The organism is Cycloclasticus pugetii PS-1 (assembly GCF_000384415.1).
In the GTDB taxonomy this organism is placed as follows: domain Bacteria; phylum Pseudomonadota; class Gammaproteobacteria; order Methylococcales; family Cycloclasticaceae; genus Cycloclasticus; species Cycloclasticus pugetii.
In genome coordinates this window covers 66,824-85,909 of the sequence record NZ_ARVU01000001.1, presented here as the reverse complement: position 1 = coordinate 85,909, position 19,086 = coordinate 66,824, and the positions used below count along the sequence as shown (strand labels likewise).

19 protein-coding genes are annotated in these 19,086 nt (G+C 42.2%); 9 read left to right on the top strand and 10 right to left on the bottom strand.

Going from position 1 to position 19,086, the window contains the following annotated elements; genetic code table 11:
- The first annotated feature begins 11 nt into the window (after positions 1 to 11).
- Positions 12 to 710: a tRNA (guanosine(46)-N7)-methyltransferase TrmB gene (gene trmB, locus CYCPU_RS0100395; RefSeq protein WP_020161621.1), complete on the top strand. Its 699-nt coding sequence runs from the start codon at positions 12 to 14 to the stop codon at positions 708 to 710.
- Here trmB and CYCPU_RS0100390 read toward each other — a convergent pair.
- From CYCPU_RS0100390 to CYCPU_RS0100375, 4 genes are all read right to left on the bottom strand, one after another.
- Positions 703 to 2,634, bottom strand: coding sequence for a dynamin family protein (locus CYCPU_RS0100390; protein ID WP_020161620.1), 1,932 nt, complete (start codon positions 2,632 to 2,634; stop codon positions 703 to 705). The two genes, trmB and CYCPU_RS0100390, sit on opposite strands and share 8 nt — an antisense overlap.
- Before the next feature lie 234 nt (positions 2,635 to 2,868).
- On the bottom strand, positions 2,869 to 3,423 hold the full coding sequence (locus CYCPU_RS0100385) for a YggT family protein (RefSeq protein ID WP_020161619.1): 555 nt from the start codon (positions 3,421 to 3,423) through the stop codon (positions 2,869 to 2,871).
- The gene (gene proC / locus CYCPU_RS0100380; RefSeq protein ID WP_020161618.1) at positions 3,423 to 4,250 is read right to left on the bottom strand and encodes a pyrroline-5-carboxylate reductase; all 828 of its coding nucleotides are present in this window, start codon (positions 4,248 to 4,250) and stop codon (positions 3,423 to 3,425) included. The genes CYCPU_RS0100385 and proC overlap by 1 nt, the downstream gene beginning before the upstream one ends.
- 33 nt (positions 4,251 to 4,283) lie before the next feature.
- Positions 4,284 to 4,973 carry a YggS family pyridoxal phosphate-dependent enzyme gene (locus CYCPU_RS0100375; RefSeq protein WP_015004888.1) on the bottom strand — a complete coding sequence of 230 codons (690 nt, stop codon included), beginning with the start codon at positions 4,971 to 4,973 and terminating at the stop codon, positions 4,284 to 4,286.
- Positions 4,974 to 5,096: 123 nt separating this feature from the next.
- On the opposite strand from CYCPU_RS0100375, the gene CYCPU_RS0100370 reads away from it, so the two are divergent.
- Together CYCPU_RS0100370 and CYCPU_RS0100365 are read left to right on the top strand one after the other, a co-directional pair.
- A complete protein-coding gene (locus tag CYCPU_RS0100370; protein ID WP_015004887.1) occupies positions 5,097 to 6,134 on the top strand; it encodes a type IV pilus twitching motility protein PilT in 1,038 nt (345 codons plus the stop codon).
- A gap of 24 nt (positions 6,135 to 6,158) precedes the next feature.
- Positions 6,159 to 7,286, top strand: a complete 1,128-nt coding sequence (locus tag CYCPU_RS0100365; RefSeq protein WP_015004886.1) for a PilT/PilU family type 4a pilus ATPase — start codon at positions 6,159 to 6,161, stop codon at positions 7,284 to 7,286.
- A gap of 169 nt (positions 7,287 to 7,455) precedes the next feature.
- Here CYCPU_RS0100365 and CYCPU_RS0100360 read toward each other — a convergent pair whose 3' ends face one another.
- Positions 7,456 to 7,884: a type IV pilin protein gene (locus CYCPU_RS0100360; protein WP_016390291.1), complete on the bottom strand. Its 429-nt coding sequence runs from the start codon at positions 7,882 to 7,884 to the stop codon at positions 7,456 to 7,458.
- A gap of 177 nt (positions 7,885 to 8,061) precedes the next feature.
- On the opposite strand from CYCPU_RS0100360, the gene CYCPU_RS12070 reads away from it, so the two are divergent.
- The 4 genes from CYCPU_RS12070 to CYCPU_RS12140 are packed head-to-tail and all read left to right on the top strand — an operon-like array spanning position 8,062 to position 12,544.
- A complete protein-coding gene (locus CYCPU_RS12070) occupies positions 8,062 to 8,610 on the top strand; it encodes a GspH/FimT family pseudopilin (RefSeq protein WP_020161617.1) in 549 nt (182 codons plus the stop codon).
- 2 nt (positions 8,611 to 8,612) lie between these two features.
- The gene (locus CYCPU_RS0100350) at positions 8,613 to 9,317 is read left to right on the top strand and encodes a prepilin-type N-terminal cleavage/methylation domain-containing protein (protein ID WP_020161616.1); all 705 of its coding nucleotides are present in this window, start codon (positions 8,613 to 8,615) and stop codon (positions 9,315 to 9,317) included.
- 8 nt (positions 9,318 to 9,325) lie between these two features.
- Positions 9,326 to 10,756, top strand: coding sequence for a pilus assembly PilX family protein (locus CYCPU_RS0100345; RefSeq protein WP_020161615.1), 1,431 nt, complete (start codon positions 9,326 to 9,328; stop codon positions 10,754 to 10,756).
- Positions 10,757 to 10,768: 12 nt separating this feature from the next.
- Complete coding sequence (locus CYCPU_RS12140) at positions 10,769 to 12,544, top strand: prepilin-type N-terminal cleavage/methylation domain-containing protein (RefSeq protein ID WP_020161614.1); 1,776 nt, start codon at positions 10,769 to 10,771, stop codon at positions 12,542 to 12,544.
- A gap of 201 nt (positions 12,545 to 12,745) precedes the next feature.
- Here CYCPU_RS12140 and CYCPU_RS0100335 read toward each other — a convergent pair whose 3' ends face one another.
- The gene (locus CYCPU_RS0100335) at positions 12,746 to 13,102 is read right to left on the bottom strand and encodes a type II toxin-antitoxin system PemK/MazF family toxin (RefSeq protein ID WP_198003960.1); all 357 of its coding nucleotides are present in this window, start codon (positions 13,100 to 13,102) and stop codon (positions 12,746 to 12,748) included.
- Positions 13,074 to 13,304 carry an AbrB/MazE/SpoVT family DNA-binding domain-containing protein gene (locus CYCPU_RS0100330; protein ID WP_015004879.1) on the bottom strand — a complete coding sequence of 77 codons (231 nt, stop codon included), beginning with the start codon at positions 13,302 to 13,304 and terminating at the stop codon, positions 13,074 to 13,076. Before CYCPU_RS0100330 ends, CYCPU_RS0100335 begins: the two co-directional genes overlap by 29 nt.
- A gap of 154 nt (positions 13,305 to 13,458) precedes the next feature.
- Between CYCPU_RS0100330 and CYCPU_RS0100325 the strand changes: the two genes are divergently transcribed.
- A complete protein-coding gene (locus CYCPU_RS0100325) occupies positions 13,459 to 14,169 on the top strand; it encodes a transposase (RefSeq protein ID WP_020161612.1) in 711 nt (236 codons plus the stop codon).
- Positions 14,141 to 16,156, top strand: a complete 2,016-nt coding sequence (locus tag CYCPU_RS0100320) for a tetratricopeptide repeat protein (protein WP_020161611.1) — start codon at positions 14,141 to 14,143, stop codon at positions 16,154 to 16,156. The genes CYCPU_RS0100325 and CYCPU_RS0100320 overlap by 29 nt, the downstream gene beginning before the upstream one ends.
- Before the next feature lie 32 nt (positions 16,157 to 16,188).
- Here the strand turns inward: CYCPU_RS0100320 and CYCPU_RS0100315 are convergent, their stop codons facing one another.
- The 3 genes from CYCPU_RS0100315 to CYCPU_RS0100305 form a co-directional block, all read right to left on the bottom strand.
- Positions 16,189 to 16,494 carry an Rdx family protein gene (locus CYCPU_RS0100315; protein ID WP_232228492.1) on the bottom strand — a complete coding sequence of 102 codons (306 nt, stop codon included), beginning with the start codon at positions 16,492 to 16,494 and terminating at the stop codon, positions 16,189 to 16,191.
- 30 nt (positions 16,495 to 16,524) lie between these two features.
- Positions 16,525 to 17,583 (bottom strand): uroporphyrinogen decarboxylase, encoded by a 1,059-nt coding sequence (gene hemE, locus CYCPU_RS0100310; protein ID WP_015004875.1) that lies wholly within the window; start codon positions 17,581 to 17,583, stop codon positions 16,525 to 16,527.
- A gap of 77 nt (positions 17,584 to 17,660) precedes the next feature.
- A complete protein-coding gene (locus CYCPU_RS0100305) occupies positions 17,661 to 19,079 on the bottom strand; it encodes a glutamate synthase small subunit GltD family protein (protein ID WP_015004874.1) in 1,419 nt (472 codons plus the stop codon).
- Positions 19,080 to 19,086: the final 7 nt, after the last annotated feature.

Here is a 19,086-nt window from a genome sequence, read left to right as displayed (position 1 = left end):
GAGCTTTATTCATGAGCAACGAAACCAACCCCAACTTCTTACGCCGCATTCGCAGTTTTGTAAAACGTGAAGGCCGTTTGACGCCCGGACAAGACAGCGCCATTAAAACAGGCTGGCCATTATATGGCTTGGATCCGGCCCTTCTTATTGAGCCAAATTCACTGTTTGCTAATAACCACCCTGTAACACTAGAGATAGGCTTTGGTAATGGTGAAAGCTTAGCCACCATGGCTGAGAATAACCCAGACAGAAACTTTATCGGTATTGAAGTGCATAGGCCTGGTGTTGGGCATTTATTGCGCATCGTTTTAGAGAAGAAGCTGACTAATATTCGTCTTTTTGATACCGATGCTATTGAGGTACTTCAGCACGCTATTCCTGACCATAGTCTCGACTGCGTGCAGCTTTTTTTTCCCGACCCTTGGCACAAAAAAAGGCATCATAAACGCCGCATTGTTCAAACAAGTTTTTTAACCCTGATTCACTCTAAACTGAAAACAGGCGGGCGATTTCATGCTGCAACAGACTGGAAAAACTATGCCGAACACATGATGGAAACGTTAAACGCTCATCCAGGATTTATTAATTCAACTGAGCCAAATTATGCTGAACGTCCGGACTCTCGGCCATTAACGAAATTTGAAAACCGAGGCTTACGTTTAGGCCATGGCGTGTGGGATATGATTTTTATCACAAAGACCCTTAAATAGCCTCCTGACGTACGCTTTTTTCTACCTCCAAGCTCTCTGCCGATATATTAATTTGATCCATCATATGCAAAAGCTGCGCTTGTCGTTCCTTTATCTCCGTTTCTAATATTTTATTGTTAGCAATCTTGTCGTCTAGCTCATTTTTTCCTGCCGATACACTTCGCAAGCTGTCCAACTTACTTTCCATCAGTTTTTTTTGCTCACTTACTTCCCTAATTAAATTAGCCAGCGCCATCGACTTCCAGCGATTAATATCAGCTTGCGCTTGTTCAAAGATTGATATCGCCTGCGCTCCAACGGTATTAACGAAACGTTTTGTAAGTGTATTTTGTTCGGTTAACGCAGCCTCCGAACTACTACTAAACTCTAAGCCATCTCGAAGCAATTTATCCAATCGCTGTTGATAGACCTTAATATCAAATCGCGCTGCTTGCTCCACATCGAGGTTATGCTCATCTTTAAAACGCTTATAGATAGCATCCAGTAATTTAATACTCGCTTGTGTGGTACTCAGTGTTTCGTTCAACAGCGAATTTAACCCTTCAAAACTACTTTTCATACCTTGACGAATACCAACACTGGTCCAGCTTTTACTCATTTGCTCGCGTCCTTCATCAATAAGATACGACACACGTTTTGGGTTAACCACTTCTAATAAGTCCGCTATTTGCGTATAAAAAATATGCCGGCTGGTTTTTAGGTGCGCTAAGTTTTGCTTATAAGCCGTTTGCTCTTTTCGCGTTTCTAATAATAATTCCGCCGTTGCTTCTTCACTCTTACTATAAAACCCGTTCAGCTCATTGGTATGGTTCACAACATGCTGTAATCGGCTGGTGAGTACACTGTTTGCTAACTTCATGCTGTCGACAACATCACTAATGACCTTATGCTGAAGAATCTCTTTTTGTGAGCTGAGTATTCTATCTGACAGAAAGATTTCCAAGCCTTGTATGCCGCTTGCTGAAATCATCTGTTGGTTTTTTTTAATATTGCCTATCAGCCCCTGTTTGGCTGATAGGGGAAAAATGACTTGCTCTTCTAGATTTAATAAACCTGCCGTTTCCAATGTTTGCTTATGAATCGACTGAGTCCATTCATCATCGCTCATTAATTCATCGCTTAACGTATCAATTTTATTCAGCACCACCGCCAAACTATGTGGATGCTTATTACTATACCCTTGAACATATTGTTTCCACATCGCCATATCACTTTGTGTCACACCCGTGTCCGCAGCTAAAACAAAAATCATTGCTTGAGCATTCGGTAACATACTTAAGGTTAGCTCTGGCTCGCTGCCTAATGCATTGAGACCGGGGGTATCGAGCACGGTTAACCCTTTTTCTAATATCGGATGCGGAAAACTCACCAACGCATGACGCCAAGCAGGAATCGTCACCTCACCTTCAACCTCTTCAGTGGCCAGTCCTAGCTCTTTTGCATGTGCTGCTGACACCGTTTTTGTTTTTAATAACTGCAAAAAACTATCTTGCATTTTTTCAGGTGAATCGTCGTCAAGCTCAATATGCACCCAGTGTTTTGGGTCTCTTTTGTAATCTTCTATCGAGGTGTCGTTGGCACGCGTTTCAATATCTAACAACCTAAGATAAGGCGCCGCTTTGCGGTCATAAAAAAGCTCCGTCGGGCACATTGTTGTCCGGCCTGGACTCGATGGTAATAAACGTATCCCCGCAGACGAGAAAAATAATGCATTAATTAACTCTGTTTTGCCTCGCGAGAACTCAGCTGCAAAAGCGATAGTAATCGTATCTTTTTCTATCAATCGCAAATTTTTAATCAACATCAACTCTGTCTCTGTATCCGTAAGACTCATCGCATCTAACCAATGCTGATAAACCTTTATAGAGTCAGTCATTGACTGCTTCCATAGGTCATAACTGCGAAGTTGTGCATCAAGGTTCATTTGTTAACCACCCTTTATTTAGCCGGCTTATTCCATAAAGCTTTCTTAAAAGTATAGATGATTATTTGAAAAGTTCTGACAGCACGATGGATGCCGATGCACACTAGGGCGTTTGCGCTAATAATATTTTATACCTTGAGGGAAAACTGCCAAGATAATCGATACATTAGCGGCAAGCACGTGCCAACTCGGCAGTCGCACTAGCCGCGCGTATTCTCCCAAGTGCGTCACTTGCTATATCAAAGCAAAAAGCGGTGGTAGTAGTAACATTTTTAATACCTGCAGCGCTAACAAGGCCGCTATCGGGCTAAAATCGATACCACCCATTGGTGGAATCAAGCGCTGGAAAGGCGTCAATACGGGCTCTGTTATTTTATATAGCAAGCTGACCACCGGATTATGGGCACCCGGGTTTATCCAACTTAAAATAACGGTTGCGAAAATACTATAAATAAAAACATTAATAATGGTGCTAATAAGTTCTGTCAAACTCCAAATAAAAACCACCCAAACATTCGGTTGCCCTCTCATGGCTAAAAAGCCTATTAGCATCTGCAAAACCAACATCAACACAATAGCCGATAGGTTAAGCCCTTTAACGGTAGGGAAAATCGGCTTTAGTACTTTCAGCGGTACCTGTGTTGCTCTAATAATAAAGCTCGACACCGGGTTTCTTGAGTCCGCATTTGTATATTGCAGTAGCACCCTAAGTACTAACACGAAAATATACGCACCTACCAACGAATTTATAATCAGCATCAATGGGTTTGACAAATATCCTTCTGGCATCAGTTATTTCCCAATTCGTCAGATAACTCGATTGAGCGTTCTTTTGCTCCCAACAGCGCAGCCTGCAAAATATCCCTTAGCCCCTGCTCTTCCAAAATACCTATAGCACGCTCCGTTGTGCCTCCGGGTGAGGTCACGCGTTGACGTAATACACTTGCTGGCTCAGTCGACTCTAGCGCCATTTTTGCCGCACCTAGAGCTGTTTCTTGTGTTAATAATTGCGCTGTTTTTTGGTTCAAACCCGCCTTTATTCCTGCCGCCTCCAACGCTTCCATGATCATAAAAAAGTAGGCTGGCCCACTACCTGACAAGGCTGTCACCGCATCCAGCTCATGCTCCTCTTCCACCCACACAGTCACTCCAACTGCACGTAACAGGGATTCCACCAAGTCTTTTTGGTTTTCCGTCACTTGAGCATTTGCATAAAGCCCTGTCGCCCCTGTTTTAACCAGCGCTGGCGTATTAGGCATACAACGAACAATCGGTAAATGGCCACCTAACCAACGATCAAGAGCCTCCACTCGGATACCGGCTGCAATAGATACCACAACAGGGGATTTATCCTGTATCGCCTGCCCTAAATCTTGTGCAACCGATTGCATATGTTGGGGTTTTATTGCTAATACCAAAACATCTGCTTTAGTGGCTAGCTCTTTGCTGTCTTGTAAGGTATTAACCCCAAATGTTTGGTTTAAATAGCTCAGTTTTTCACTATCTAGGTCAACAACGGTTAGCTTATCGGCTGGGTAACCATTACTAACAAGCCCACCAATTAAGCTGCTGGCCATATTGCCACCGCCAATAAATCCAATCTGTTTTGTATTCATACTCTCACTTAATCTTAAATTTTATAAACGCCATTAAACCGTATTTTTTAGTCTTTCGCCAAAAATAGCGGTGCCTACTCTCACCATTGTTGCTCCTTCTGCAACGGCCACCTGTAAATCGCCGCTCATTCCCATCGAAAGCGTATCCAAGCTAATATCAAATGTTTGCTCAATTTCTTTTTTTGCCTGTGCCATTTTCCTAAACGATGCGTGCTGCTCAGCTATCGGCTTATCTACTTTGGGAATAGCCATAAGCCCTCGTAACCGAATGTTTTCCAATGATAATATTGGTTCAATAACGTCTAACAACTCATCTAAATAAAAGCCTGACTTGGTTTCTTCTTCATCAACATTAACTTGCAAACAAATATTAAGCGGTGGCAGATAAGCCGGTCGCTGCTGATTTAAACGAGTCGCTATTTTTAACCGGTCTACACTGTGTACCCAGCTAAAATAGCGCGCAATGTCGCGAGTTTTATTTGACTGAATAGGCCCAATAAAGTGCCATGAAATATCTAAATGCGCTAATACCTGTTGTTTTTTCAGCGCATCCTGTAAATAGTTTTCACCAAAATCACGCTGCCCAGCACTGTACAGCACTGCCACATCACACGCAGGGCGAGTTTTACTAACTGCTAATAATTTAACCGATGAACAATGCGTTTGCTCTAAATCTGCAATCAGCGCCTGTTGTGTATAGTATCGTTGTAATAAAGGAAGCATTATTTAAGATTCGTGCCTATACTTAGAATACGTACTAGATTTACTTGCACTAATGATAGTAGTATTTTCTAGACGTTTCATTATACAAATAACTGAGCTCTCTGGGGCAAACGGATTTAACACATGGATATTTCAGATTTATTAGCCTTTAGCACCAAAAATAACGCCTCTGACTTACACCTTTCAGCTGGTTTACCTCCTATGATTCGAGTAGATGGCGACATTCGACGAATCAATATGCCTGAGCTTGAGCATAAAGAAGTTCATGCAATGATTTATGACATCATGAACGATAAACAGCGCCGTGACTTTGAAGAGTTTCTTGAAGTCGATTTTTCCTTCGAGTTGCCCGGCACCGCTCGCTTCCGTGTTAATGCCTTTAATCAAGACCGCGGAGCTGCTGCTGTATTTAGAACTATTCCCGTTGATATTCTTACCCTAGAAGACTTAAATTGCCCCCAATCTTTTAAAGAAATCATCAATGTTCCTCGTGGCATTGTGCTGGTAACAGGGCCAACAGGGTCAGGAAAATCGACCACACTAGCGGCTTTGATGGATTATAAAAACGATAATGTATACGAACACATTCTCACCATTGAAGACCCTATCGAATTCGTACATAAAAGTAAAAAATGCCTTATTAATCAACGTGAGGTACACAAGCATACACATGGGTTTAGTGAAGCCTTACGTGTTGCGCTTCGTGAAGACCCCGACATTATTCTAGTCGGCGAAATGCGAGATCTTGAAACCATTCGCCTTGCGTTAACCGCGGCAGAAACAGGCCACTTGGTCTTCGGTACTTTACACACCAGCTCTGCTGCCAAAACCATTGACCGTATTATTGATGTATTCCCCGAGGGTGAAAAAGGCATGGTTCGCTCCATGTTATCCGAGTCACTTCGTGCTGTTATTGCACAAACCTTAATGAAAAAAATTGGTGGTGGACGAATTGCCGCATGGGAAATCATGACCGGCACTGCGGCTATCCGAAACCTCATTCGAGAAGATAAAATTGCACAAATGTATTCCACCATACAAACCAGTCGTAAAGATGGTATGCAAACCCTCGATCAACACTTAACAGAGCTTGTTCAAGCCGGTGTCATTACAAGACAAGATGCCCGAATGAAAGCCGCCGACAAAAAAGCATTTAGCTAGATAGTATATAAAGGAGAATTTAATATGGATTTTGATGCACTTTTACAACTCGTTGTTCATAAAAAAGCATCTGACTTATTTATTACATCTGGTTGGGCTCCCACCATTAAGGTCAATGGAGCGCTACAGCAAGTATCAAAAACACGCTTAAGCGCTAGCCAGTCTTTAGACATCGTAAAAAGCATCATGACCGATGATCAGAAAAAAGAGTTTGAAGAGACCAAAGAGTGCCAATTTGCCATTCAACGCCCAGATATTGGCCGTTTTCGTGTCAGCGCATTTATACAAAAAGACGATGCTGGCATGGTCTTACGTCGAATCGAAACCACCATCCCAACCTCTGAAGAACTCAACCTTCCACCAATTTTAGACGAATTGGCAATGACAAAACGCGGGCTCATTATCTTCGTGGGCGCAACCGGCACCGGTAAATCAACGTCCTTAGCTGCGATGGTTGGCTACCGTAATAGAAACAGTTCCGGCCATATCATCACCATTGAAGACCCTGTTGAGTATGTGCATGAACACGCGGGGTGTGTCATTACGCAACGCGAAGTAGGCATAGATACCGAATCGTATGAAGTTGCGCTTAAAAACACGTTGCGTCAAGCACCCGATGTCATCCTAATTGGTGAGATTCGTAGTCGCGAAACCATGGAGCACGCTATGACCTTCGCTGAAACGGGGCATTTATGCCTGTCCACTTTGCACGCTAATAACGCCAACCAAGCACTTGATCGTATTATTCATTTCTTCCCTGAAGAAGCGCACAAGCAATTATTTATGGATTTATCGCTCAACCTAAAGGCCATGATCGCGCAGCAACTTGTACCCACCATCGATGGCAAAGGCAGAAAAGCAGTGATTGAAATTATGCTTAACACACCGTTAGCCTCAGACTTCATCAGAAAAGGTGATATTCATAAACTAAAAGAGCTGATGAAAAACTCTACCGAACAAGGCATGCAAACGTTTGACCAGGCACTGTACGGCTTCTATGCCAGCGGCGACATCAGCTACGAAAACGCCATTAATTACGCCGACTCTAGCAACGAGGTACGCTTAATGATCAAGCTGGGTGATGCAAAAGCTAAAAACCCCGATGATGATAACGACAGTGGTATGGAGTTGATTGATAATTATGATGGGTGAGCAAGCTTTCTCCACCAAACAACTTATATCGTAGGTTGGTGCTGACAACTGCATGAATGCAGAAGCAGTTGCCGACAAAGGAAGCCCAACATATAACTAGAAAACTCTTTGCTAACGAACAACAAAAACCCCTTCAATTGACGGGGGGGGTTTTATTTAAATCAAATAGTTATCGGTCCCAGCAATTCTCACCTGCATAACTGCCAGTGTAATCTTCCCCATTCACGTCAATAGCAAACGTACCGCAATCATCACCATCTTGAAATCCACCGGAAACTGGTGTCGCGGTTATCGAGTATTGAGTTACTGTAGCCGATTGCACCTCAATGTCATAATGATCATCTAGGCTCTTGCCAACGTTTCCTACTACATCTTTACTCCAAACGCTGACGGTAGTTGACGCATAACTAGAGTTATTAGCACGCCATTTTTCTTGATTTAAACGCGCATCCAACAAAGCTTGCTTTGCATCCGCTCGTCGCGCGCGCTTCCCATAGTCTTGATAAGCAGGTACTGCTATCGCTGCCAATACGCCAATAATTACCACTACAATCATCAACTCTATTAAGGTGAATCCGTACAAAGGTTTTTTAATCATCGTGCAGCTCCCATGCATCCAATTGTATAATTTAGTAAAATTAAATTATCTGATTTTTCTTAAAAAATAGCACACAACACGACAAACGGCTATTTTATCAAGACAAGCGGTATATCATAACCCTTGCCAACCTAAGCATCACTACTATAATTAACCGTAACTAGGAGAGCTTTGTAGATGGATCAAAATAGACAAAAGGGTTTTACACTGATTGAGCTGCTTATTGTAGTAGTGATATTGGGTATTTTGGTGGCTATTGCTGCGCCCTCTATGTTCAGTATATTAGAAGGGCGTAAGTTAAAAGGAGCCGCTGAAAACTTCCAAGTAGATTTAATATTTATTAAAACTGAGGCGATTAAAAGAAACACACCTGTCAGAATTTATTATAAATTTGACTCCGTCGACACCTCAAAATGGTGCTATGGCATGAAAGTAAATGCCGCTTGTGATTGTTTTCAAGCCGATTCTTCGCAAGCTGATTATTGTGAAATTGATGGTGTAAAGAAGACCATTAGTCAAGCAGACTATGGCAACAATGTTTTGATTAAAGATAACAATGTTAATTTTGCAAGTGACTTAGTATCTTTTACACCATTACGCGGCCAAGCAACGCCAGGGCATGTTGAGTTTGCCTTAGCTGATGGCAGGAGTATAAGAACTACAGTGAATGCCCGCGGAAGAGCTACCATTTGCTCTGATAGCGGAATGGGATTCGAGGGCTGCTAATCATGATTAATCAAAGACAAACAGGCCTTACTCTTATCGAGATGATGATTGCGATGGTACTTGGTTTATTCGTTACAGCCGTTATCATCACCGTATTTTCGACTAACGTACGCTCTAGCACAGAAAACATTAAAATGATTCGCCTTAACCAAGAGTTAAGGGGTGTAATGACTTTTATGGTTGACGAATTAAAGCGAGCCGGTTATTCAGAGCGTACGACAATCAGTGATTTTATGGACAAATTAAATGCCCCTGACCCAGCAACACTTCCAAGAAGCTGCATTCGCTATGCTTATGATGAAGATGCTGATGCAGGGGCTGTTGCAGATACAGGCGGCATAAACCCTGAAAGTCGAGAGCATTTTGGTTTTACACTACACGAAAATACAGTTAAGTGGATTAGCAGCGGTGGAGCTATTGGCGCATTAGGAAGCCCTACCTGTGACACTGCCTTGCCCTGGGAAGATCTAACCGACCCCAATATTGCATTCATAACCACTTTAGATTTCGATATTTCAGGTAGTGCAAACACTAACGACGTTAGTAGCTTAACAGCCCTAACAACAACAACTGGCGTAAGCGTTTATGACGTCACTATCACTTTAACGGGGACAGTTGATTTGCCGCCAATCGGCCCAGATGCTAACGACCCAAGACGTACTATAACTGAAACCATTCGTTTAAGAAACGACGATCCCAAAAACTAGGGCTTACAATGAAAATACATAATTCACGACAGTCATTAAGCTTACAAAGGGGCGCCGCCGTTCTTCTTGTCTCTATTATTTTACTTATTGGGGTCACTCTCATTACTGTATTTGCAGCCCGAGTTGGCGTAATGGATCAACGTATAGCAGCTAATGAGTATCGCCATAAAGAGGCACAAGCGGCGGCTGATGCTGCGCTTGAGCAAAGCTCGGCTTTTATAGAAAACAACACGGATCTATATGAAGGTACTGTAGGCGGCACATCCCCATGGAAAGACTGCACAAATGTCGCCATTAAGGACGTATTGCCTTGTAAAATTGGCAGCAAATCATACGACCTAGCCTATGATGGCGTAATTGCTACAACAGCCATCGAGCCTCTAGAATATACTGTATCACTCACATCAAACATAGCTTCAGACTCATACATCGTGTATGAAGCTTCATCTGCTGGCAACATAATCACTGCCATAGGTACAGGTAAAAGTCTAGATGACACAGGAGAAGCTTTTTCACAAGTATCTTATGGAAAAACAACCTTTATTACGCCTGGAGTCGTCCCCCCTGTTCTTGCATCAGGAGTAGACTTATCTGGTAGTTTTACGATTATTGCTGACCCACGTGTTACCCATAATCAAACTGACTGTAAAACAGTAACCCCACTAAACGTATCACCCATAACAAATGATAATGGCGACATTCTTGGTGACTTATCTTTGTGGGTTGACGGTTCAGGCAGTGGTGGTACTTGGCAAACATGTGGTATCGACTCATATGTTGACAGTAGTGCCACATCCGCATGGGGAGGGCCTTTAAAGTGTGTTTACGAATATACCGATACCGATGACTGGAGCAACTGTGCATGCGACCCGGATGATCACCTAAGTGACAGCGGTGCTGGAAGTAGTGCTGGATATACGCCGACATACGACCACCCCGATATTAAAGGTCCATGGAATGTCATCGAAGATTTTCCTGACAGTCCATTTGAACATTTCTTTAATGGTAAAACAGTAGCTGAAGTAAAAGCCATTGCCCAAAGCGACGGTATCTATGTTGATGGACCATGCAATGATAGTCATACAGCTGGTTACAAAACTAATGCAAAACCGATTATTTGGTGCACTGGGGACGCTACATTCACCACTTCCGGCGAGCAATACAACCCTATTATCGCTGTCTCTGAAGGCAAACTAAAACTCAATGCTGGCGCTAATGTATGGGGGATCTTTGTCGGTTTAACTGACTTCACTGCCAACGGTGGAGCTAAAGTTCATGGCGCTGTCATTGTTGAAGATACCGATACCTATAGCTTTCTAACGAACGGTGATTATGAGCAAATTTATGATTTCTGTGTCCTCTCAGGCCTACAGGATGACGCAGTTAACTCTGATATTGCTAAACTTGCCTATAGTGCCAAAGACTTCCAAAGCAACTGATCGAGGACCTACATGAAAAATTATAATCAGGATAAACATCAGCATGGCTTTAGCTTAATTGAAATCATGATTGCCGTACTCGTACTGGCTATTGGGATTTTAGCTGTTTCAAAATTACAAACTTCCCTCCTAAGAAGCGGCAGTAATGCAAATGAAAGAGCCGTTGCTGCAAGCCTTGTTAATAGGAAAGTTGATGATTTATCGCGTTTTATAAACATTACCTCTACTCATAGCTGGGCTTCCTTAGCTCTTAATACAGATGGTTTAATTGCAAATCCAAATTCCCTTGCTTATGAACATATAGGTAATAATGCAGGAGGGCGAATTCTTTCAGGCGCCACTACTGTTGGAAACATAAATTACGACTTGGAGTGGTCGGTTATTAACTATTACGCCTCTACTAGCAAAACAACCCCATCAACCACTCCCTCAGGGAGCCCTATTTTCAAGGTAGCTCACGTTGTTGCCTCTTGGGACGGTGTCGGTGATGATACCAATAACGTTGTTTCGTTTGATTCCATCATTTATAGATACGACCCATCAATTACCACCTCTACAGTTGATGATACATTTGGTAATGTTGGCCCTACAGATAAAATTGATGATAATTTTGATCCGAATAACGGGGTCGCTGAAGTCGATATTGAAGACAATAATAGGTTAATTGGTGGACAAGTTGCTCCTAACATTAGCCGGGGAGGCGCTGGTGTTCTTTCAGCGTTTGAATCTTTAGTGTTTAATACCTCAACAAATACTATACAAAGGCGTGATAGGTTTAATACTGTTGGCTGTGTCTGCAAAAAAGTCAACGGTGCAGCATCAGACACTCACCTTACTGGGTATGTAACTTGGGACACTGCAAACAAGGTCACCTCAAATCTTGTGAGTCTGAGCACATACGAAACTAGGTATACTCAAGTTAAAGAAAATCAATTAGGCGATAATGATCAGCCGTTTGCTTGCAATGCCTGTTGCAGAGATGGAAAAGATGAGTCGAATATACCCGCTACCAATGTTGCATATAAGGTTTGTCGATTTAAATATATTGCTGGCGGCTTTAAGATCTTCCCAAGCTGGAAATTAATTGGGTTTAACGTTATTCCTGAACAATTTTTAAACGTTTCAACACATGATGCTATTTATTCAACTTACATAACAAGTTTAGTTCGACATGTAGCAGACATTGAAAAAACCCAAGGTATCAACTATTTCTTAAATTCATACTCTACCGTTGATCGTAGCTTTGCTGATTATGCCTCAAGTGAGATTTCTGCAGGAAATTATAACTCACTAACTAACTCATCGACGCTCCAACTTCAAGCCCGAGCGATCTATATGGATGAAACACCTGATGGAGCATACGAAGGGACAACATACACTGCGACTAATATTCCTTTAGATCGCATACCTTTTTACGAGGTTGATCTAACAAAGCTAACAGGCTGGACTCCAGATGAAGATAACTATGACTTTACTGCCACCTATACCGGCGATGGAGTTGTCAGCAACCAATGGGAAGCTGGCTTACATGACCCAATTCCAAATGGCGCAGGAACACCATGCCAAGCATCAAACATCTCTGCTGGTCCAAACTGTATATCAAACCAAGAACTAATTGATGGTGACGAAGGCACTTACAGTCGAGGTTTATTTTATGCCCGTAGCGCTACTTCTCCAACAACAACCGTTAGATCACAAATCTTCACTGGAAATGATGGTTGGGTTGATAGGGATGTTAGTGGTGAACCGATAAGCACGTCCTCTATCGAAATAACCGTAACACCTTAATTTTCTTAACACCGTTTAGTTATCTCTACGCTTGAAAATAACATAAGGAGCTTGAGAAGCTATTGAGCATGACTTAAAGACCCCAACAAATTCAAGAAATTCAAGAAATTCAAGGGAAATTCAAGGGGTCAGCCAGCTTGATCCTAAGGTTCTTGCTCAACTCATGGTGGTAATGCTTAGGAATAATAACCATCAGCTATACTAAACATCTAGTAATTCTTGAAGAGCAACTTGAGCTGCTTGTTTATCCCTGCTGCTCAATTGCCCTGCCTTACGAAGAACCAGTCTATCGTCTAATGTGAACAGCTTCATTCGTACTACTGAATCCGATGGTAGGCCTGCTGCATCTAAATCTTGAATATTGGTATCTAGCGGCCAATCTGAGTTTTTAGCGCTAGTTATCATGGCTAACACGGACTGCCCCACCTTGCGATTAAATGTATTTTCATTTGATAGGACTAACGCTGGCCGCCTTTTTGTTGTTGTCCGGTCTGTAAATGGAAACGGTACAACGACGACATCAAATGCCTTAAAGGTCACTATATGCCTCTTCATCATTTTCCGTCATCCACTCGCTCAATGTGTTTTCTAGGCTTTGCGTGAAGGCTATATCTACTGCTCTTGCTCTACGTAAGTGAACACCGTCTTTTTTTATATCAAAGGCAATTTCATCACCCATTTTCAAATGCAGTAGCTTTCTTACTGGCTCTGGTATTGTTGCTTGGTATTTCTTTGTTAGTTTACTCGTCGCTGTTTGCACAATAGCTCCTTTGCTTTCTGGTAATACTAGTATTACCCATTACTATATTGGTTAATTATAATCCATTCAGGCAATGTTGCAAGCAATAAAGAGATCAAGAGATCAAGGGGTCAGCCAGCTTGATTTAAACCCTCTTATCCGTTAGAGTCAACTTATGGCAAGACTTCCTCGACTCGTTATCCCTAATCAACCATTGCATATTATGCACCGTGGTAATAACCGGCAAGATATTTTTAATTCTGAAGATGATATGTTGAGAGTTAAGGATGATATTGCCCATGGTTTGGAAAAGTCAGGTTGTTCTTTGCATGCTTACGTCATTATGAGAAATCATTTACATTTGCTAATTACACCTGATAGCAAGGAGCAATTAGCTGTTTTTATGCAGGCGATGGCTAACCGGTATGTTCGTTATTACAATGCGTTACATAAAAGAACTGGCACGTTATGGGAGGGCCGCTATAAGTCTTGCCTAGTAGACAGTGACTCTTATCTTTTTAGTTTATACAAATACATTGAGATGAATCCTGTTAAAGCGAATATTGTGACCAACCCTTGTGACTATAGATGGTCAAGCTACTCACATAATGCATTAGCGGTGGAGGATAAGTTAATTACTGAGCACAGCTTATATAGCGCGTTAGGTTACAACCCCGATATACGATGCAAGCGCTATAAAGAATTATTTAATCGACTCGATATAACCCACCAAGAAGAAAAAATCACAAGAGCAACTATTGCGGGTGAAGCTTATGGCAGCGAAAACTTTCATAAAAAAATCAGACCATTAGTTTCTAGAACAACGAAACTTAGCACTCACGGAGGAGATAGGAAAAGTGAATCTTTTAAAAATCAAGCTGGCTGACCCCTTGATTTTGCTCAAAATGACTAATCCTTTAGCTTCACCGCTTGTGTTATGGAGCATTTGTTGCCTGGTTATTTTTATAGCATATGCGCCTGGCTGGAATGGTCCATTTGTTTTTGATGATCAACTGAATATTCTTGAGAACCCTAATGTTCCTATTCATGATCTCAACGAACAAAATATTATTCGCTCAACGTTATCGAATGAAAGCGGGCCTTTAAAGCGCATCATCCCTGCTCTCTCTTTTGGATTAAATTACTACTTTGCCGATGGTTTCAAGTCTATTCACTTTAAGCTGTTTAACATTGCTATTCACTGCATAAATTCCGGCCTTGTCTTCTGGCTACTCACTTTATTATGGCCAAGTGTTTGCCATACGAGCTGGGCACAACAGTCCCGCTTATCTAACCCTCGCGTGGCCTTTGCCATTAGCGGCACATTGATTTGGGCATTACATGCTTTTTTACTAACCAGTGTTTTATATGTTGTTCAGCGCATGACCAGTATGGCCAGTATGTTTATGTTGATGGGCACCTGTCTTTATGTAGTAGGTCGTCTCTCGCTTGAGAAACAACCTGCACAGGGCCTATCCCTGATGTGTCTGGGTTTAATTGCTGGTACGGTGCTAGGCGTAGCATGTAAAGAAAATGCTGCGTTACTGCCTGTTTATATTGGGGCTTTAGAGTTCACGCTACTGACTCAATTACATTCTAGCCAACAAACAATTAAAAAAGTCCGTTGGTTTTTTATTATTTTCCTTGGCTTACCAATCTTAGCCGGACTTTTATATTGGTTTCAACATCCCAGTTTTATTACAGGCGGTTATGGAGGACGCCCTTTCACTTTTTATGAACGGGTATTAACCGAACCACGTGTTTTATGGTTTTACCTGTCAATGATTATTGTTCCAGATATACAAACCATGGGCTTATTTCATGATGATTTTAAGCTCAGCTCAGATTTATTTTCAATTTGGACCACCTTGCCTAGCATTATTGGCATTATTATTTTATTGATACTATCCATTGCTTGGCGAAAACGCTTCCCTGTGTTTGCCTTTGCTGTACTTTGGTTTTTAGTAGGTCATAGTCTCGAGTCTAGCGTTTTTCCACTAGAGATTATCCATGAACACCGAAATTATTTGCCGGCTCTAGGGCCTTTGTTAGCCATTAGCTATTTATTGTTATTTGCGTTACCAAGCAAAATACCGAACGGTTTAAGGATCTGCATGATCTTTCTTGTTATTTTTTGCCTTGGTTTTGGTACCTTCCAGCGTGCACATTATTGGAGTAGTGAATCTACCTTAATTGAAAGCCTTGCGGTCAATCACCCCGACTCACCAAGTAGCCAATATTTGCGTGGCGAAATTTTACGTAAACGCGAAAAAAACTTTGAGGGTGCTTATGCCTATTACTTACGCGCTGCTGAGTTATCGCCTGAAGAAGCTGGGTTTTTAATCAGTTTAAGCATGGTAACACCCGACTCATTTACTCAACTTGAAACCCAACTAGACTCTCTACAACTTGCCCGCTCAGATTATATTGTTAACATTATCCATCAAAAACCAATGGGTGCATGGGGCATTCGAGCCTTAGACGTGGCCATTAAGTGTGTGATGTCTGGTAATGAACGTTGTTTATCTAAAGCAAATGATGTGGCCAGCTGGCTACAAGCTTTAATTGACAAACCAAAGGGTAAATCTGCACACCGCTATTATTCGTTAGTGCATTTGTTTGCGATTAGAATGAAACAAAATCGTTTTGCTGATGCTTTAGCAACCGCTAATACAGGTATTAAACTTAACCCGAATAACCCTCGTTTTGTGCTGATGCAAGCCCATGCATTAATTGGCTTAAACCGATTGGATGAATCTGAAAAGCTGTTGGACAATATTCAACGGTCTTCTGCTGGGCGAGTACCAAAATACGCTCAGCGTATCATTCAATTAAAACAAACTATTGGGCTAATACGTAATAAAAAAACTTAAAACGACTTGCCAGTTAACCGTGGCCCTTTTGTCTAGCTAGGCTTTTTAATATCTGAATGCCCTAATGACTTATCAGGACATAGCTCGTCACGCACTCGCTGCTTTATTTCTTTCGCTTCTGGAAAGCGCTGTTCTAATTTTCGTGACCATAACTGCTTGCCATTGATTGTGATTTCAAATGTACCACCACTGGCTGGTATTAAAGTAACACCACCGAGCTCTTCTTCAAACGTTGTCAGTAACTCCTGTGCTAACCAGGCCGCACGTAACAACCACCTGCATTGGGTGCAATACTGTATTTCTATTCTGGGTTTATCGTCGTAGTCCAATTCAGTCACCCGTCAGTAAACTATAAACCAAAAATAATATTATTGATGGTACGCGGGGCTACTTTGATGTACTTCATCAATCATCGCCTTCACGTGCTCTGGATTAATGTCAGGTAGTATTCCGTGTCCTAGGTTAAAGATATGTTTATGCCCGTGACCATAATCGGCCAATACGTCACGTACTTTTTGACGGATTTTTTCTGGGCTAGCATACAAGCTTGTTGGGTCAAGGTTCCCTTGCAGTACAACGCTATCTTTCGTGAGCTCTCGTGCTAGCTTTAAATCTGTTGTCCAATCAACTCCTAAGCCGTTATAGCCAGCATCCGCCATAGTTTCTAGCCAAACACCCGCACCTTTAGTAAATAATAATCGTGGTACGCTTGGGTTTGTTGCTTGTAGGGCGTGTGAAATTTTTCGGCTATAGGCTAAAGAAAATGTTTCATAATCTTTTGTTGATAAGTTACCGCCCCAGGTATCAAACACCATGACTATTTGTGCGCCCGCTTCAATCTGAGCTTGTAGATAGCTTATTACCGATTGACTAACGATGTCGAGCAAACGATGCATCAACTCGGGGGTGTCGTACATCATGCGTTTAATTTTTGCGAAGTTCTTGCTCCCACTTCCTTCAACCATGTAACAAGCTAAGGTCCATGGGCTACCGGAAAAACCAATTAATGGAACAGCACCATTCAACCCTTTTTTAATGGTTGAAACAGCGTTCATTACGTACTGAAGTTCTTGATTCGGATCGGGTACAAATAACTTGTCAATATCCGCTGCCGTTTGCACAGTACGTTCGAACCGAGGGCCTTCGCCTTCTTCAAAATAAAGGCCTAAACCCATCGCATCTGGGATTGTCAGAATATCGGAAAATAGGATCGCTGCATCCATTGGATAACGTTCCAACGGTTGCAAAGTGACTTCACAAGCAAGCTCTGCATTTTTACACAGATCTAAAAAACTACCCGCTTGAGCGCGTGTCGCACGGTATTCAGGCAAATATCGGCCCGCCTGACGCATCATCCAAACAGGCGTACGCTCTGTTTTTTCACCACGCAATGTTCTTAACATTAAATCATTTTTTAACGTGGTCATTATTTAACGTGGTCATTATTTAATACTCTTAAGTGTAAAAGCCGTGTATTGGCGTTGCTAAAATAGGGTAATGAAGACTATATGTTTAAGTAATCAAGGATGCCTTGGGCGGCCTCACGACCTTCGTAAACAGCCGTAACAACAAGATCCGACCCCCTAACCATATCGCCGCCAGCAAATACTTTTTCATTGGTGGTCTGATAACCAAATTCATTATGCTCTGGTGCTATCACACGGCCACGCTCATCAAGATCTATACCAAAATCTGCAAACCATGGCATTGGACTTGGCTGAAAACCAAAAGCCACAATAATACTATCAGCCGGTACGATTTCTTCCGTGCCTGGTATTACAACAGGGCTACGTCGGCCGCGTGCATCTGGCTCACCTAACTCGGTGGTCACTAATTTAATGCCTTCAACCTTGTCCTTACCAATAATTTCTACCGGTTGACGATTCCAAAGAAAGTTAACACCTTCTTCTTTTGCGTTTGCTACTTCACGACGAGAGCCCGGCATATTTTCTTCATCACGACGGTAAACACAAGTCACTTCTTGTGCATTTTGACGAATGCTTGTACGGTTACAATCCATCGCCGTATCTCCACCACCGAGCACCACAACTCGTTTCCCTTTCATGTCGATGAACTCATCGCCCATGATGGTATTAACGCCTTCTAAGTCCATCAAGCGGTTGATATTAGACACTAAGAATGGAAGCGCCTCATGCACGCCCTCTAAGTTTTCACCCGGAAAACCACCTTTCATAAATTTATAAGTACCCATCCCTAGGAAAACAGCATCGTACTCGTCTAGTAATTGCTGAAATGGCACATCTTTGCCAATTTCTGTCTCTAATATAAATTCAACACCCATACCTTCTAGAATTTCACGACGGTTTTTCACCACGCTTTTTTCTAATTTGAACGGAGGTATCCCAAAAGTTAATAGTCCGCCTACTTCAGGGTAACGGTCATAAACCACTGGCTTTACACCATTACGAGCAAGAATATCGGCACACCCTAAACCGGCCGGTCCTGCACCAATAATCGCTACGCGTTTACCCGTCTGTTTGACCGTTGATAGGTCTGGACGCCAGCCTTGTTTGAAAGCCTCATCAGAAATATATTTTTCAATAGAGCCAATAGTAACAGCACCAAATTCATCGTTTAGCGTACAGGAGCCTTCACACAACCTATCTTGTGGGCAAATGCGTCCACAAATTTCCGGCAATGAATTAGTTTTATGCGACAACTCGGCTGCTTCAATAACCTTACCTTCTGAAATCAGTTTAAGCCAATTTGGAATGTAATTATGCACGGGGCATTTCCATTCACAATATGGGTTTCCACAGTGTAGGCAACGATCAGCTTGATCGGCTGCTTGCTCTGCATCTAACTCACCATAAATCTCTTTAAACTCTTGTTTTCTTTGATTCGCAGGCACCTTTATTGGGTCAATGCGAGGTACGTCAACAAATTGAAAATTATTAGCCATTTTATCT